Consider the following 14324-nt stretch of genomic DNA (forward strand, 5'->3'; position numbering starts at 1 on the left):
ATCAGCCCCGGACGGCCTGACGGGCCGCAGGTGTGCCGTAAACCTCGCGCATGCGTTCCAGCATGGTCTGCAGTCTGTGTTGCCACGTGTGGCAGGCAAGCACACGCTGCCGGGCCGCCTGCGTAATGCGGCGGCGCTCTGTTGGGCGGGCGAGGTAGTGGCGGGCCAGTTCAGGGGCTTCATCCGGCTCATGGTAGCAGACGATTTCGTGCGGCTCAAAAAGCTGCTCCATCTGCTCGCGCCAGTCGGTAAGCACAAAACTGCCTGCGGCGGGCACGTCAAATACCCTCTGGTTGACCGCGCCCTTCATCTGCTTGCTGGTGCAGTTGAAGTTGATGGCTGAGTGCCCGTAAAAGAGGGGCAGTTCCGTGTAATAGCTCAGTGCGTCCAGATAGCGGGGTTGCAGCGGCTCGTGGCGAAATTCCACCTTCTGCCAGCCTGCATCGCCCACAATAAGCGGGCGCAGCGGCAGCAGACGCCGCACGCAGCCATTGCGGTACAAACGGGTGGCCTGCCAGGTGACAGCAGTTTCATAGGCCAGCTTGGCTTCGTTGTCCGGCAGGGCCTGATAGTGCGCATAGGCTTCTGGCTGGCAGTCGCGCAGAAAACCAGCAACCGAGCGGTGGTGGCTGTCCATGAACTCCTGGGCCACGGCGTAAAAGGAGAGCAGCAGCGGGCGTGGAAAATGCCCGTTTTTCAGCCTGCCGCCAACCTTGTAGACCATGGAATTGCCCACAAAGGAGATGTCTGCCTTCCATGCGGCTGGTGCGGATGCCCCCTTGGAGGGGTGAAAGCGATCCGGATCTGTGCCCAGAGGCAGGTAGAACACATGCTCAAAACCCGCCGCGCGCAGGGATGAAATATTGTCAGAATCCCAGGTGAACAGGGTCGTCCAGGGGCTGACGCAACGGGAATACAGATGGATAATGAGGTGGGGATTGTCCACAAACCATGAAGCCAGGGGCAACTGCAAACGGGCCAGCAGGTCCATGAGCACACCCTCTACGTCCACGCCCATATGGTTGAGCGTAATGCAGCAGTCTGGCCTGAAAGCAACCACGGCTTCCAGCAGTTGCTGCACAAAATCCGCGCGGGCCAAGGCTTCGTCGCGGATGACCACCAGCTTGTACTCAATGCCAAGCTTGCGGCATGCGCCCTCGATTTCACCCATGAGGAAATATTTGCTGGTCAGCAGCAGTACGCGGGGGTTTGCATCGGCAAAGCGCGGCCCTGCGGCGCGGCTCCAGAAGTCAAACCTGGCGCTGGCGAGCAGATCTTTTTGCAGGGAACCATAATAATCGCGGTCAAGGCGCAGATAAAAGGGGAGGGCCAGAGGCAGAAGACGCAGGCCGCCGTGGAGCATCTGCCAGTGGGTCAACTCTGTAAGGGCATCCTGATGGCTCTGGCTGGTGATGAGCGTGATGCGCTCACGCTGGTTGGTCGGCAGGCTTTGCAGCACACCTGTGATGGCCTGAAGCCCGGCTTCCTTTTCCACCACGGCCACAGGCCCGTCAACGCACTGCAACACCTGGCGCAGTGCATGCCCAAGGCCGCAGCCAAGCAGAACTGGCAGACAATCGCGCTGCAATTCCTGCATCTGCCCGGTTACAACTGCGGTTTCACGTTCAGCGCCGCCAGGGCGCAGCATGTGAAAAACACGCTCGTCCAGCCTGACTTCAATATCGTCTGGTATCCCGGATTGTTGCGCGGTCTGGCCCTGATGTACGGAATGCTCGGAATACACCGCCGTAAAATGCGGCGTTTCAGTCTGCTTCATCATTTGGGACTCATCTGCGAGGGCTGCATGGGTTCCGCAATGATTTCATTGTCCACCAGGCGGAACAGCGTGCACTGGTATATGCGTTCAACAACCATAAACGCCCGTCCGATGGAGATTTCCACACCGGGGTATACGGTGCCCTGGCAGAGCAGACGGCAGTTCTGCATGTAGTTTTCGTCCTGGGCCAGTCTGCTCCACAGTTCGTCGCGCCGGTTGATGAGTTGCCTGCGCTGTAGCCGCAGGGCTTGCAGCTTGCGGGACGCATCGTTGGTTTCGGGCGGCAGATGCCCGGCGATGGCATTGAGATGGGTGATGGTTTGCGACAACTGGGCGATAATTTTGTCGATTTTTTCCAGCTGGCGGATGCTCAGGGGGTCGTACCCCAGATAAACCTTGGTGGCCAGGGCCGCCTTGTTGCCAAGCTGTCCGCCCACGTAAACGCTGCCGTAGGCATTGGTCGTGCCGCCGTAGAGCTTGTCGCGCACAACCATGTTGCTGCCCGCGTATATCGTGCTGTACAGACAGGTTTTTTCAATAACCATGTTGCCGCGCGCGCGGGCGTCCACGCTTTCCAGAAAGGGAGTCATGAGCTTGTCGCCGGCATCAACCTTGCTGTGCTTGCCTGCGCCGCCCCGCACCCCGCCATCAATCATGAGATCACGGCGGGCTCGCACCACGCCGCCTTCAACCATGCCCATGATGCGCACATTGTTGCCCTGAACAGAAAACCCGGCGCGCACGGAACCGTGCACAGCCATATCGCCCACAAAAAAGATGTTGCCGGTCTGAAAGCTCACGTCCTGACGCACGTTGAGCAGGGTTTTTACGGTAATTTTGCCGTTAAGGTAAAAAACATAGCCCTTGGCGGCGGCAAGCAGATAGTTGGGATAGCGCGGATCTACGCGGGTGTTGCCACCCATGGGGAAGGCGTCATTTTCAAGTATGAAGCGCTGGTCAACCTTGGGCCCGGCTGCGTCCAGAGGTACAAGCTCAGCCAGTACCTGCCCGGCGATAACATTCTGGACGTAGCCCAGACTGTATACATCGGACTTCCCATTATCTCCACTCGGTTTGAGATTGAGATAATCGAAATCGGGATTGAAGTAATGCCTCAGATAGTATTGCACCATGCACCATCCGTCGGGCTGAAGGGCAAAACCCCGTGATATTGTTACTCAGCAGTATCGGGAATATAGCCTTTCAGTTCATCTTCGCTCTCGAATGTTGGGAAAAATCCCTCAATCTCGGCTTTGCGCAGCAATTCGGCCACGTGCGGCGCGGGCATCAGCAGAACAAGCCTGCGCCCCCGCCCCCGGCCCTTGGTGCTGGCGCTTACCAGCACTCCCAGCCCGGAAGTATCCACTTTTTCAACGTGGCTCAGATCAAGCACCACCTGGCGAATATTAGGCGCCAGCAGATGCTCTTCAAGCAGCTTGCTGAACTCGGCCACATCGGGCAGCAGAAGATTTCCAGAAAAACGCAATACCGTGACGTTGGTGTGCGATTCCGCCTTCAGCTCAAACATGGCTGTATTTCCTCCGTAAGGCAACAGGTCGCTTCAACGGGAAAACAGGTTGGCAGAGTCCAGAGATATGGTCACAGGCCCCCAGTTGCACAGGCGCACATCCATGTCCGCTCCGAAGATGCCTGACGATACGCTGACGGCGCAAGTTTCGTCAACCATTTGAACGAAATCCGTAAACATGTCTTTGGCCCAGGCTGGGTCGCCTGCATCAGTAAAGGAAGGCCTGCGGCCCTTATGGCAATCGGCGTAAAGGGTGAACTGCGGCACCAATAATATCTGACCACCGATTTCGTCCAATGAAAGGTGGAACTTATGGGCATTCTCTCCTGTGCCGGGAAAGATGCGCAGCCCCACAAGCTTGCGGGCCATGCCCGTAAAAGCCGGGGAAGAGCGAAATTCTGGCCCATCCTCCTGCCCAAAGGCAACAAGGGCCATAATGCCCGTGTTGATGGCCGCCACAAGACGGCCATCAACACTAACAGAAGCTTCTTTAACCCTTTGCGCGATAATTCGCATCAGGCATGGCCCACTTGTTCATCTTCGCCGCTGGCGGCAGGAGCACTGGCGGCAGCGCGCCGGTTTTTCCTGTTGGCCATCTTTTGCTCTTCTTCTTCGCGCAGAGCCCGGCGCAGAACCTTGCCCACAATGGTTTTGGGCAGTTCATCGCGAAATTCCACAAGGCGCGGCACCTTGTAGCCAGCCAGTTTCTGGCGGCACCAGGCGATAACGTCGGCCTTGGTCAGTTCTTCGTCAGGGCGGCGCACCACAAAGGCCTTGAGTATCTCGCCGCGCATCTCGTCGGTAATGCCGACAGTGACGGCTTCAAGCACCTTGGGGTGTTCCAGCAACACTTCGTCCACTTCGCGGGGGTACACGTTGTAGCCGCCCACAATGACCATGTCTTTTTTACGGTCAACAATATAAAAATAACCGTCTTCATCCATGGTGGCAAGGTCGCCTGTATACAGCCAGCCGTTGCGCAGGGCGCTGGCGCTTTCGTCAGGCCTGCGCCAGTAGCCGTGCATGACCTGCGGCCCCTGCACGATCAGCTCGCCCATCTTGCCGGGGGGCAGGGTAAGGGAGCCGCCTTCCATATCCACAATGCGGGCATCCGTGCCGGGCACAGGCATGCCGATGGAATTGGGGCGTTGCCCTTCCTGGCCAAGCGGGTTGCAGTGGGTGATGGGCGAGGCTTCCGTAAGGCCGTAGCCCTCCAGAATGGCCGCGCCGGTGGTTTCCTGAAATTTGCGGAATATTTCGCGCGGCAGCGGCGCTGAGCCTGAAACGCAGATTTTGATGCTGCGCAGGTCAAACTCCGCCAGATTCTTCTGTTGCAGGAGCGAAATATAGACCGAGGGCGCGCCGGGAAAGACCGTGGGTTTGTACTTGGCAATAAGGCGCAGCACATCCTGCGGCACATAGCGCGGCAGGGGCAGGGTGGTGGCCGCCAGAGCGATGGGAATAATCAGGCCTGTGGTGAGGCCGTACACGTGGAAGAAGGGCAGCAGGGAAATGAAGGTGTGCTTGTCCTCCGCCTTGACGTGGATGATGTCCAGCACCTGACGGCAGTTGGTGCCCACGTTGCTGTGTGTCAGGGTAACGCCCTTGGGCAGGCCCGTTGTGCCGCCGGTATACTGCAACATGATGGGGTCGCGCAGCGGGTCGGCAATGGGGGCGGAATAACGCTCCGCGCCCTTGCAGAAGTGCTTCCACTCATGAACGTTCTTGCCGTCGTAGGGCACGGGTTCCTTGGCGCTGCGGCTCTTTTTGAGGCGGTAGAGCCAGTTGAGCGGGAAGGAAAGCGCATCCGCAGCACCGGTAACGATGAAGTTTTTCAGAGGCAGGCGGTCGCGCAGGGCGGAAACGCGGGGCCAGAGCAGATCGAGCAGCACCATGTGTTCTGCGCCCGAATCCTGCATGTTGGCCATGATTTCTTTTTCCATATACAGGGGGTTGGTCATGACCACCACGCCCCCGGCCTTGATGATACCCCAGAAGGCCACCACGGTCTGCGGCATGTTGGGCATCATCAGGGCAACGCGGTGCCCTGTCTTTACGCCGATGCGGCGCAGCGCCCCTGCAAAACGCTCCGCCTGCTCGCGCAACTGCTTGTAGGTGATGCGCGTATTCTGGAAAATGACGGCCAGTCGATTGGGATATTTGTCTGCGGCCTCATCCAGCAAGGCATAGAGCGGCTTGTTCCACACCTCGGAAGTGCGCGGAACGAAGGAGTCGTAGTGGGCAAACCAGGGCCTGCTGAGTTCTGTGTTCATGTCCTTCCTTATGGTGTCGAATCGTTATGGCAGGGGAGGCGGAGCTAATCAGCGCCCCCGCGCGGTCACAACTGCATATGCCTTGATGCCTTCGGAGCGCCCGGTAAAGCCCAGGTGTTCCTCTGTGGTAGCCTTGAGGTTCACGCATGATGCGGGCAACCCCATGAGCCGGGCGACGTTTTTTCTGATTTCTTCGCGGAAGGGCGCGAGCTTGGGAACCTGCGCCACTATGGTCATATCCACGTGACAGGGCGTACAGCCCGCCTCGCGCACCATGTCCAGAACCTGATGCAGCAGAATGGCGGATGAAATGCCGTCAAAACGGGGATCCTTGTCTGAAAAATGCTGACCAATGTCGCCAAGGCAGGCGCAGCCAAGCAGAGCGTCGGACAGGGCATGCAGAAGCACATCGCCGTCAGAGTGGGCCAGTACTTCTGGTGCGTTGGGAATGCTCACGCCGCCAAGACGCATGGGGCGGCCCTGACCGTAACGGTGAACATCGTAGCCCATGCCCGTGCGGATGGAAGGAAGGGGATTTTCGTCTTGCAGCAGGTCCAAATCTTCAGGACGGGTAATCTTCACGTTGGCAGCCTCGCCTTGTATGACGCGTACCTCAAGGCCAAGCGCCTCCAGAAGCGACGCATCGTCGGTTACGGCAAGCCCCGCCTCAACCGCGTGGGCGTGGGCCGAGAGCAGCGCTTCAAGCTGAAAGCCCTGCGGGGTCTGCACAGCCGCAAGCCCGTCGCGCGGCAGGGTGGCCGTTACGCGGCCATTTTCCACCGTCTTGATGGTGTCGGTAACTGATATGGCGGGGATAACGCCAGCCGCGCCTTCTGCAAGCGCCTCGCAGACGCGGCGTACAAGCGTCGGGGAAAGAAAGGGGCGGGCGGCATCGTGCACCAGCACGCAGGCAGGGCGCAGGGGCAGGGCGGCCAGACCAAGGCGCACGGAATCCTGGCGCAAAGGCCCGCCGCAGGCTGTAACCCACGGCAGCCCGAGATCATCGTGCCTGTGCAGGTTGGCCAACAGTTCGTTGGCTTCGGTAAGCTGGCTGGGAGGAAAAACAAAGACAATTCCGGCCACACAGGCGCTGCGGCTCATGGCGCGGGCGGCATGCCAGAAAAGCGGCGCGCCCTGCCAGGGCAAAAACTGTTTTGCCGTGCCGCCAGTGGCATCGGCCATACGCGTACCCTGTCCGGCAGCCAGTATGAGCGCCCAGGGTTTTGCCGCAACAGATGATGTGCCGGAACTTTCTGACATTACATACCTTGTTAACAAGTGGGAGTCGGACGATAAGCCGGGTTCTGTCATGCGGTTGCCCGCACCAGACCGTCATTCCTCTAGGAGCGCAGTTACCTGCGCCCTCAAGCAACCTACCCGGAAGGCAATGGTCGGGCCGACCACCTTCCCTATTTGGTCTTGCTCCAAACGGGGTATGCCGAGCATGCCGCGTCACCGCGGCATCTGGTGGGCTCTTACCCCACCGTTTCACCCTTACCCCGCCGCGTGGCGGGGCGGTTTGCTTTCTGTGGCGCTGTCCGAGGGTCGCCCCTCCTGGGTGTTACCCAGCGTTCTGCCCTGTGGAGCCCGGACTTTCCTCCCCGGGCCTTGCGGCCCGCAGCGACGGTCTGTCCGACTCCCACTTGCTGATCTGGTTCTCCAGCGCGGTCTGCGGAACATGACGCACCGGAGAAAGGATTGTTTTTAGTCGGTAATGGTCACCGGTTTCTGGGCGCACTGCGGGGCATCTTCAACAGAAAAATGCTCGCACCAGAAAATGAGGCGCTGGCAGTTGGGGCAGCTCAGAATCTGCTGACCGCGCTGCAATTCAATGAAAGACTGCGGCGGCACGGCAATGTGGCAGCCGGAGCAGATGCCTTCTTTCACGGCAACAATGACGGGGTGCTCAAGACGCCTGCGGATGAATTCGTAACGCATGAACACGGGCTGGGGAATATTTTTGCTGGCGGCGGCGCGCTTTTCGTTCAGGCCTTCAAGAGCGGCGTTGCCCTTTTGCAGCTTTTCTTCAAGGCCATCGCGCTTGACTTCAAGCTCGGCCTTGATGGCGGTGTAGGTCAGGTCGATTTCGGCCAGCGCATCGTTCTGGTACTGCAGTTCCTCAAGAAGAGTCATTTTTTCTTCTTCGCGGGAACGGTTGACCTTTTCCATACTGTCCATTTCGCGCATCATGGCGTGGTATTCACGCTGATTGCCCACCTGCATGAGCTTGTTCTTGCTTTTTTTGATGCGCGCGGAGTCGTCATCAATTTCGAGCGAGAGGCGCTTTTGCTGATCCTGAAGGTGCGAAAGCTTGTCCAGAATGTAGTTGCGCTGGGTTTCGATGGCGGCAAAGCGCTGCTCAAGGGAATCAAGCTCGCTCGGGGCGCTGCTCAGGTCCTGCTTGACGGCGTGGATGGCGTCATCGACCTTCTGCAACTCAACAAGCTGCTTGATCTGGTCAAAATATACGGCATTGCTCATGAGAGTCCTCCTGATAAAATCATGACAGGGCAACAGGGCGGAAGGGCGAGGCGGAAGGCACAAAAAACACTTCCGTCTCTGGCAGGCGCTGTTGCAGCAACCGGCTCATGCGCAGCATCATTTCTTCCTCAAGACTGTGGTGGCCCACATCCAGAAGGCAGATTTCCGCGGCAAGCGCCGTGTGGTATTTGACATCACCGGTTATGAAAAGCTGCGCATCGGCAGCTTGCGCCGCGCCAAGCAGCGATGAACCCGAACCCGTGCAGTAGGCCACGCGGGTAATTGTTTGCGGCTCCGGCCCGCTCACTGTGGCTGTGGCAAGGGGGGCGTTGCGGGCAATGATGCCTGCAATCTGCGCCACGGTCATGGCCCTGGGCAGATCGCCCGCAAGGCCGAAGCCCAGCGGCAGATCATTGCCCACAGCCGGGGCCACAGGCTCCAGCACAGCAAGATTGCGAAGCTCAAGCGCTCGGGCCAGCCAGCCTGCCGGGCCGTAAGCGTTGACATCCAGCGAGGTATGGGCCGCGTACAGCGGCACATCGGCCTGAAACAGCAGGCGCAGCACCTCGTGGTAGTCGTCAAGCCTGTTGGGCAGCACGGCCTTGAGCAGCAGCGGGTGGTGGCTGAGCACAAATTGCGCACCCTTTTCCAGCGCTGTACGCACGGATGCGGGCGTTGGGTCGAGGCAGACGGCAAGCCTGGCAACACCCTGCCTGTGCGCCGCCACCTGTTGGCCCGAAACATCCCAGCCGGCAGCAGCGGCCAGAGGTGCAATTTCCTCTATCGCCTTAATAATTTCAATAGGTTGCATAGATATCACCCACCATAAAAAAAGGCACTTTCTTGCTGGTGCAGAGAAAGCGCCTCGTTGAATACGGCGTAAAAAAATGTGCAACGTGTTGTGGCAATGTTGTTTCGCACCTTGTCTGACGCGTGCGCGCAGGAAAATCCAAAGGGGGTTCAGCTCTTCGGAATCAGAGAACCTATCCAAGCCCGGGTGCTTTGTCAATAAACATTACGCGGAAGCTGTCTGCCGCAAGGCCGCGCCGTGCCGCAAAATGTATACAGAAAGGGGAGGCTTCGTAAAGCCTCCCCCAAAATAATCATGGCGAGAATAATATGGCGGCAAAGTGAGCCGGACTGTACGGAGCATTATATACGCCCGCCAGCCTCGGGTGTTGCCTGTACCCTCTCTATTGACCGCGCAGGTAGCGCACGGCGTTCACAAAAATGAGCGTGCCGGGGGCGTCCAGTTCGCCGCGCGTCCAGCCGGGGTGGTTGGTCACGTGGTGGAAGGCCTCGGGGTGGGGCATAAGGCCCAGCACCCGGCCCGTGGGGTCGGTCAGGCCCGCAATGGCAAGGGTGGAGCCATTGGGGTTGAGCGGATATTCCTGCGTAGGCTTGCCAGTTGCGGGGTCGGCGTACTGCAGGGCGATGAGGTTTTCTTCCTCCAGGCGGCGCAGGCAGTCCGCATCGCGGGCAACGAGCTTGCCTTCGCCGTGGCGCACTGGCATGGAGAGCAGGGGCAGGTTTTTGGTGAACACGCAGGGGCTTGCCGCATTGGGCAGCAGATGCACCCAGCGGTCTTCAAACCGGGCGGAATCATTGTTGCCCAGCGAAACCTGGCGCTCAAAGCGCTGGCCGCCAAGGGCAGGCAGCACGCCCAGCTTGACCAGCAACTGAAAACCGTTGCAGATGCCCAAAATCAGCTTGCCCTCATCCAAAAACTCGCGCAAGCTCTGCAACAGGGCCGCGCCCGCGTCGTCCTTGAGGTAACGCCAGCGCATGGCCGCAGCCTGGGCCGCGCCGAGATCGTCGCCATCCAGAAACCCGCCGGGGAAAATCAAAAAGTGATAGTCGGCAAGGCGAACCTTGGCCGCCACCAGATCGGAAAAATGCACCACATCGGCCTTGTCGGCACCGGCCAGACGGGCCGTGTGGGCTGTTTCCATGTGCGAATTTGTACCGTAGCCGGTGATGACCAGTGTGTTGACCGTACCCATGCGGGGGAAGCCTCCTTGGCTTTGCAACGCAGATAATTCCGGCCAAGCCCTAAGGCGTGGGCCGGACGTGCTTTTGCCTTGGAAACCTTGGCAGACCCGCGCCGGGCACAACAGATGACCGGCGCGCGGGCCGCTTGTGGTGGGCACGCACGCTGAAAAGGGAATAACACATTACTTAGCTTGTTTTACTTAGTCAATGCTAGCCAAAAAATTCAATTTGGGTTAAGACTGTTTGGTTGAACTATTCAACATACCCAAGTACAGGTGGAAGTGCATGAAAACTAAATACATTTTTGTGACGGGCGGCGTTCTGTCGTCGTTAGGCAAGGGCCTCGCGGCTGCGTCTTTGGGCGCGCTGCTGCAAACGCGCGGGCTTACGGTAACCATCCAGAAGCTTGATCCTTACATCAATGTTGACCCCGGCACCATGAACCCGTTCCAGCACGGCGAGGTATTTGTTACCGATGACGGCGCGGAAACGGATCTGGATCTCGGGCACTACGAACGTTACCTTAACGTGCCCATGTCGCGGAAGAACAACACCACTTCCGGCGCCATTTACAACCACGTCATCGCCAAGGAACGTCACGGCGATTACCTGGGCGCCACTGTGCAGGTGATCCCGCACATTACTGATGAAATCAAGAGCGTGGTGCTTTCCCTTTCTGAAGGCGAGGACGCGCCCGATGTCGCCATTATCGAAATCGGCGGCACCGTGGGCGACATTGAAGGCCTGCCCTTTCTTGAGGCCATCCGTCAGTTGCGTTCCGACCTTGGACGCGACAACTGCCTGAACATTCACCTTACCCTGGTTCCCTACCTGCGCAGCGCTGGCGAGCACAAGACCAAGCCCACCCAGCACAGCGTCAAGGAACTGCTCTCCATCGGCATTCAGCCCGATATCATTCTGTGCCGCTGCGAGCAGAGCATCCCCGAAGAACTGCGCCGCAAGATCGCCCTGTTCTGCAATGTGGATCAGGACGCCGTGTTCTCTTCGGTTGATGTGAACAATATTTATGAAGTGCCGCTCAAGTTCTATGAGGAAGGCTTTGACCAGAAGGTGGCCATCATGCTGCGCCTGCCCGCGCGCAATGCCCACCTTGAAGCCTGGGAAAAGCTCGTGAGCGACTGCGCCAACCCCAAGGGCAAGGTCACCATTGCCATTGTGGGCAAGTACGTTGACCTCAAGGAAGCTTACAAGAGCCTGCACGAAGCCCTCATTCACGGCGGCGTTGCCAACCGCGTTGAAGTGGAACTGCGCTACGTCAATTCCGAGAATGTGGACGAAAGCAATTGCGCGGAATCCTTCAAGGGCTGTCACGGCATTCTTGTGCCCGGCGGCTTTGGCTACCGCGGCGTGGAAGGCAAGATTGCCGCCATCCGCTATGCGCGTGAAAACAACATTCCCTTCTTCGGCATCTGCCTTGGCATGCAGTGCGCGGTTATCGAATTTGCCCGCCACGTGGCAAACCTTGATGACGCCAACTCTGAAGAATTCAACCCGCTTTCTGACCACAAGGTTATCTACCTTATGACCGAGTGGTTCGACTTCCGCACCAAGAACGTTGAAAAACGCGACGCGGGCAGCGACAAGGGCGGCACCATGCGCCTTGGCTCCTACCCCTGCAAGGTGCAGCCCGATACCAAGGCCTTTGTGGCCTACAAAAAGGGCATGGTTGATGAACGTCACCGCCACCGCTACGAATTCAACAATGCCTTCAAGGAAATGCTTGGCGAAAAGGGCATGGTTTTCAGCGGCACCGCCCCTGACGATTCGCTTGTGGAAATCATTGAACTGAAGAACCACCCTTGGTTCCTTGGCTGTCAGTTCCACCCCGAATTCAAATCCCGGCCCATGAACGCGCATCCGCTGTTCCGTGAATTTATCGGAGCGGCTAAAAAGTTCGCCAAGGTGTAATTTCGCGGCGTTAACGCAGCGAGGCTTGTTGGTTTCCACCAAGCTTGGGTATCGCAAAATCGCGCAAAAAGGGGAGGGCATTGCCTTCCTTTTTTTGTGCGCAGATTATTTCCAACGGCGCAAATGCTGCGCCAAATCTGGATTTTTGGCGCTGACAGCCCTTGCCGCTGGCTGGGGATGCCGTGAACCTGATCTTGCAACTGTTAGCTATTGCATAATTTTTGCAGATGTGGCACAGTACTTGTAAACAGATAATTCTATAGTCCTATGGCTAGTTAAGGCAAAAGAGTACACATGGCACTGGAACTACGGCAGCAACTCAAGCTGTCACAGCAACTGGTAATGACCCCGCAATTGCAGCAGGCAATCAAGCTGCTGCAGCTCTCACGCGTGGAACTTCTGGAAACTGTGCAGCAGGAACTGCTTGAAAACCCCTTTCTCGAAGAATCTTCACTTACTGACGATTCCTCCCTGGAGCAGCACGAGGAAAGCCGCGAAGCGCCCAAGGAGGAAGTGTACGACAGGGAACTGGCCAAGGATGCCGACTGGGAAGATTACCTCGGCGAGTTTGCCAGCACCCCCCGCCTTTCGCAGTCGCGCGAATATGAACTTGCCGAAGAAATTTCGCCTCTTGAAGCCCGCTATGCGGCCAAGCCCACCCTTGAGGGGCATCTGTTCTGGCAGTTGCGCCTTTCTTCGCTGACAGAAGAGCAGAAGGCCATTGGCGAGGTCATTATCGGCAATCTCTCCTCAGCCGGGTATCTGCAAGCCAGCATTGAAGAAGTGGCCGAAATGGCCGAGGTTGCGCCCGAGGCCGTGCTGCCCGTGCTTGAAAGGGTGCAGCTTTTTGACCCCATCGGCGTTGCCGCGCGTGACGCGCGCGAATGCCTGATGGTGCAGATCAAGAACCTCAATTACGCTCGCGACCCCATCCTCGTGGAGCTGGTAGAATCGCACCTCGAAGACCTCGAGGCCAAGCGCTACAAGCCCCTGCTGCGCAAGTTCAAGCTCGATATGGAAGAGCTCAAGGAGTATCTGGATATCATCCAGAGCCTTGACCCATTGCCCGGCGCAAGTTTTGGCGGCGGCGAGCCAACCTACGTAAGCCCCGATGTATTTGTGTACAAGATGGGCGACGAATTTGTGATTTTGCTCAACGATGACGGCCTGCCCCAGTTGCAGCTTTCGGCCATGAGCCAGATGAACATTGGCGGCTCGGAGAAGGAAAAGGACTACTGCGCAGAAAAGATCCGCTCCGCCTCATGGCTTATCAAGAGTCTGTATCAGCGCCAGCGCACGCTTTACAAGGTTATGGAAAGCATTGTGCGCCATCAGCAGCCGTTTTTTGAAGACGGCGTGACCAAGCTCGCGCCGCTCATTCTCAAGGATATTGCTGACGACATCAGCATGCACGAATCAACGGTGAGCCGCATTACCACCAACAAGTATGTGGCAACGCCCCACGGCATCTTTGAATTGAAGTTTTTCTTTAACAGCGGCCTTGAACTCGATGACGGAAGTCAGGTAGGCTCAGAAAGCGTCAAGGCTCTGATCAAGAAATTCATCTCTGAGGAAGATACCCGATCCCCCCTCAGCGATGAGCGTATCGGCGAAATGCTCAAGGAACGCCTCAAGGTCAATATTGCGCGGCGTACGGTGGCAAAATACCGCACGGCACTTGATATTCCATCTTCGTCAAGGCGCAAGGAGCATTTCTGATTCCCCGTCGAGTGGCTCAATACTTAGGAGGAACTTATGAACATCTCATTTGCATTCAAGAATTTTGAAGCCTCCGAACATCTGAAGAAGTATGCCCGTCGCCGCATGGAAAAGCTGGGACGGTTTTTTGGCAAGGCCTCTGGCCTTGAAGTTGCCGTTGTGCTGACAGTCGACAAGTTCCGTCATCGCTGCGAAGTGACCGTTACGGGCGAAGGCCTGCACATCAATGCCACGGAACAGACCTCGGATATGTACGCCGCCATTGACCTTGTGACAGACAAGGTCGAATCGCAGATCAAGCGCCAGGTGGCCCGCGTAAAGGCCCAGCGGCGGCACGCCCGCAATACGGATGTGGACGTGTTTACCTACAACCTCGATGCCGAAGCCGACGTGCAGCAGCCCGTTGACGGCACCGACCGCCTCGCCACCAAGCCCCTGCATCTGGATGAAGCGCTCATGCAGCTTGATTCCATCGGCAGCGAGTTTCTGGTGTTCTTTAACGCAGAAAACAACCGCATCAATGTGGTATACCGCACCAAGGTGAGCGGCTATGCCCTCATTGACCCCGTGTTGTAATCATTCATAATGAGGGGGCGGGCTGGCAACGGCCCGCCCCCGTTTCAGG

12 protein-coding genes and 1 other RNA gene are annotated in these 14324 nt (G+C 57.9%); 3 read left to right on the plus strand and 10 right to left on the minus strand.

Annotated features, from left to right (window positions below; genetic code table 11):
- Position 1: 1 nt before the first annotated feature.
- The 10 genes from ACUZ9Q_RS06455 to ACUZ9Q_RS06500 form a co-directional block, all read right to left on the minus strand.
- Entirely contained in the window at positions 2 to 1780 is a 1779-nt protein-coding gene (locus tag ACUZ9Q_RS06455) for a CgeB family protein (protein WP_225529794.1), read from the minus strand.
- Complete coding sequence (locus ACUZ9Q_RS06460; RefSeq protein WP_225529795.1) at positions 1777 to 2910, minus strand: FapA family protein; 1134 nt, start codon at positions 2908 to 2910, stop codon at positions 1777 to 1779. The genes ACUZ9Q_RS06455 and ACUZ9Q_RS06460 overlap by 4 nt, the downstream gene beginning before the upstream one ends.
- 41 nt (positions 2911 to 2951) lie before the next feature.
- A complete protein-coding gene (locus ACUZ9Q_RS06465) occupies positions 2952 to 3305 on the minus strand; it encodes an STAS domain-containing protein (protein ID WP_192111651.1) in 354 nt (117 codons plus the stop codon).
- Positions 3306 to 3338: 33 nt separating this feature from the next.
- Complete coding sequence (dtd, locus tag ACUZ9Q_RS06470; protein WP_192111652.1) at positions 3339 to 3821, minus strand: D-aminoacyl-tRNA deacylase; 483 nt, start codon at positions 3819 to 3821, stop codon at positions 3339 to 3341.
- Positions 3821 to 5578, minus strand: coding sequence for a long-chain-fatty-acid--CoA ligase (locus tag ACUZ9Q_RS06475; RefSeq protein ID WP_192111653.1), 1758 nt, complete (start codon positions 5576 to 5578; stop codon positions 3821 to 3823). The genes dtd and ACUZ9Q_RS06475 overlap by 1 nt, the downstream gene beginning before the upstream one ends.
- 48 nt (positions 5579 to 5626) lie before the next feature.
- Complete coding sequence (gene ispD / locus ACUZ9Q_RS06480; RefSeq protein ID WP_449247555.1) at positions 5627 to 6838, minus strand: 2-C-methyl-D-erythritol 4-phosphate cytidylyltransferase; 1212 nt, start codon at positions 6836 to 6838, stop codon at positions 5627 to 5629.
- Between the two features lie 17 nt (positions 6839 to 6855).
- An RNA gene (gene rnpB, locus ACUZ9Q_RS06485) (RNase P RNA component class A) lies at positions 6856 to 7218 on the minus strand.
- 64 nt (positions 7219 to 7282) lie between these two features.
- Positions 7283 to 8059, minus strand: a complete 777-nt coding sequence (locus ACUZ9Q_RS06490; protein ID WP_192111655.1) for a zinc ribbon domain-containing protein — start codon at positions 8057 to 8059, stop codon at positions 7283 to 7285.
- Between the two features lie 19 nt (positions 8060 to 8078).
- Positions 8079 to 8870: a Nif3-like dinuclear metal center hexameric protein gene (locus ACUZ9Q_RS06495; protein WP_449247556.1), complete on the minus strand. Its 792-nt coding sequence runs from the start codon at positions 8868 to 8870 to the stop codon at positions 8079 to 8081.
- 382 nt (positions 8871 to 9252) lie between these two features.
- On the minus strand, positions 9253 to 10062 hold the full coding sequence (locus ACUZ9Q_RS06500) for a phosphoribosylformylglycinamidine synthase subunit PurQ (RefSeq protein WP_227118514.1): 810 nt from the start codon (positions 10060 to 10062) through the stop codon (positions 9253 to 9255).
- A gap of 274 nt (positions 10063 to 10336) precedes the next feature.
- Between ACUZ9Q_RS06500 and ACUZ9Q_RS06505 the strand changes: the two genes are divergently transcribed.
- The 3 genes from ACUZ9Q_RS06505 to hpf all read left to right on the plus strand — a co-directional run bounded on the left by ACUZ9Q_RS06505 (position 10337) and on the right by hpf (position 14275).
- Complete coding sequence (locus ACUZ9Q_RS06505) at positions 10337 to 11980, plus strand: CTP synthase (RefSeq protein WP_192111658.1); 1644 nt, start codon at positions 10337 to 10339, stop codon at positions 11978 to 11980.
- Positions 11981 to 12274: 294 nt separating this feature from the next.
- A complete protein-coding gene (gene rpoN, locus ACUZ9Q_RS06510) occupies positions 12275 to 13699 on the plus strand; it encodes an RNA polymerase factor sigma-54 (protein ID WP_192111659.1) in 1425 nt (474 codons plus the stop codon).
- Positions 13700 to 13735: 36 nt separating this feature from the next.
- Positions 13736 to 14275, plus strand: coding sequence for a ribosome hibernation-promoting factor, HPF/YfiA family (gene hpf, locus ACUZ9Q_RS06515; RefSeq protein WP_022657416.1), 540 nt, complete (start codon positions 13736 to 13738; stop codon positions 14273 to 14275).
- Positions 14276 to 14324: the final 49 nt, after the last annotated feature.

The sequence above is a fragment of the Desulfovibrio desulfopostgatei genome (assembly GCF_053570645.1).

Excerpts from the sequence above, each read along its gene's own strand:
- ACUZ9Q_RS06490 (WP_192111655.1), bottom strand. The coding sequence starts at position 8,059 with ATGAGCAATGCCGTATATTTTGACCAGATCAAGCAGCTTGTTGAGTTG.
- ACUZ9Q_RS06505 (WP_192111658.1), top strand. The coding sequence starts at position 10,337 with ATGAAAACTAAATACATTTTTGTGACGGGCGGCGTTCTGTCGTCGTTA.
- ACUZ9Q_RS06455 (WP_225529794.1), bottom strand. The coding sequence starts at position 1,780 with ATGATGAAGCAGACTGAAACGCCGCATTTTACGGCGGTGTATTCCGAG.
- ACUZ9Q_RS06500 (WP_227118514.1), bottom strand. The coding sequence starts at position 10,062 with ATGGGTACGGTCAACACACTGGTCATCACCGGCTACGGTACAAATTCG.
- hpf (WP_022657416.1), top strand. The coding sequence starts at position 13,736 with ATGAACATCTCATTTGCATTCAAGAATTTTGAAGCCTCCGAACATCTG.
- ispD (WP_449247555.1), bottom strand. The coding sequence starts at position 6,838 with ATGTCAGAAAGTTCCGGCACATCATCTGTTGCGGCAAAACCCTGGGCG.
- dtd (WP_192111652.1), bottom strand. The coding sequence starts at position 3,821 with ATGCGAATTATCGCGCAAAGGGTTAAAGAAGCTTCTGTTAGTGTTGAT.
- ACUZ9Q_RS06460 (WP_225529795.1), bottom strand. The coding sequence starts at position 2,910 with ATGGTGCAATACTATCTGAGGCATTACTTCAATCCCGATTTCGATTAT.
- ACUZ9Q_RS06475 (WP_192111653.1), bottom strand. The coding sequence starts at position 5,578 with ATGAACACAGAACTCAGCAGGCCCTGGTTTGCCCACTACGACTCCTTC.
- ACUZ9Q_RS06465 (WP_192111651.1), bottom strand. The coding sequence starts at position 3,305 with ATGTTTGAGCTGAAGGCGGAATCGCACACCAACGTCACGGTATTGCGT.
- rpoN (WP_192111659.1), top strand. The coding sequence starts at position 12,275 with ATGGCACTGGAACTACGGCAGCAACTCAAGCTGTCACAGCAACTGGTA.
- ACUZ9Q_RS06495 (WP_449247556.1), bottom strand. The coding sequence starts at position 8,870 with ATGCAACCTATTGAAATTATTAAGGCGATAGAGGAAATTGCACCTCTG.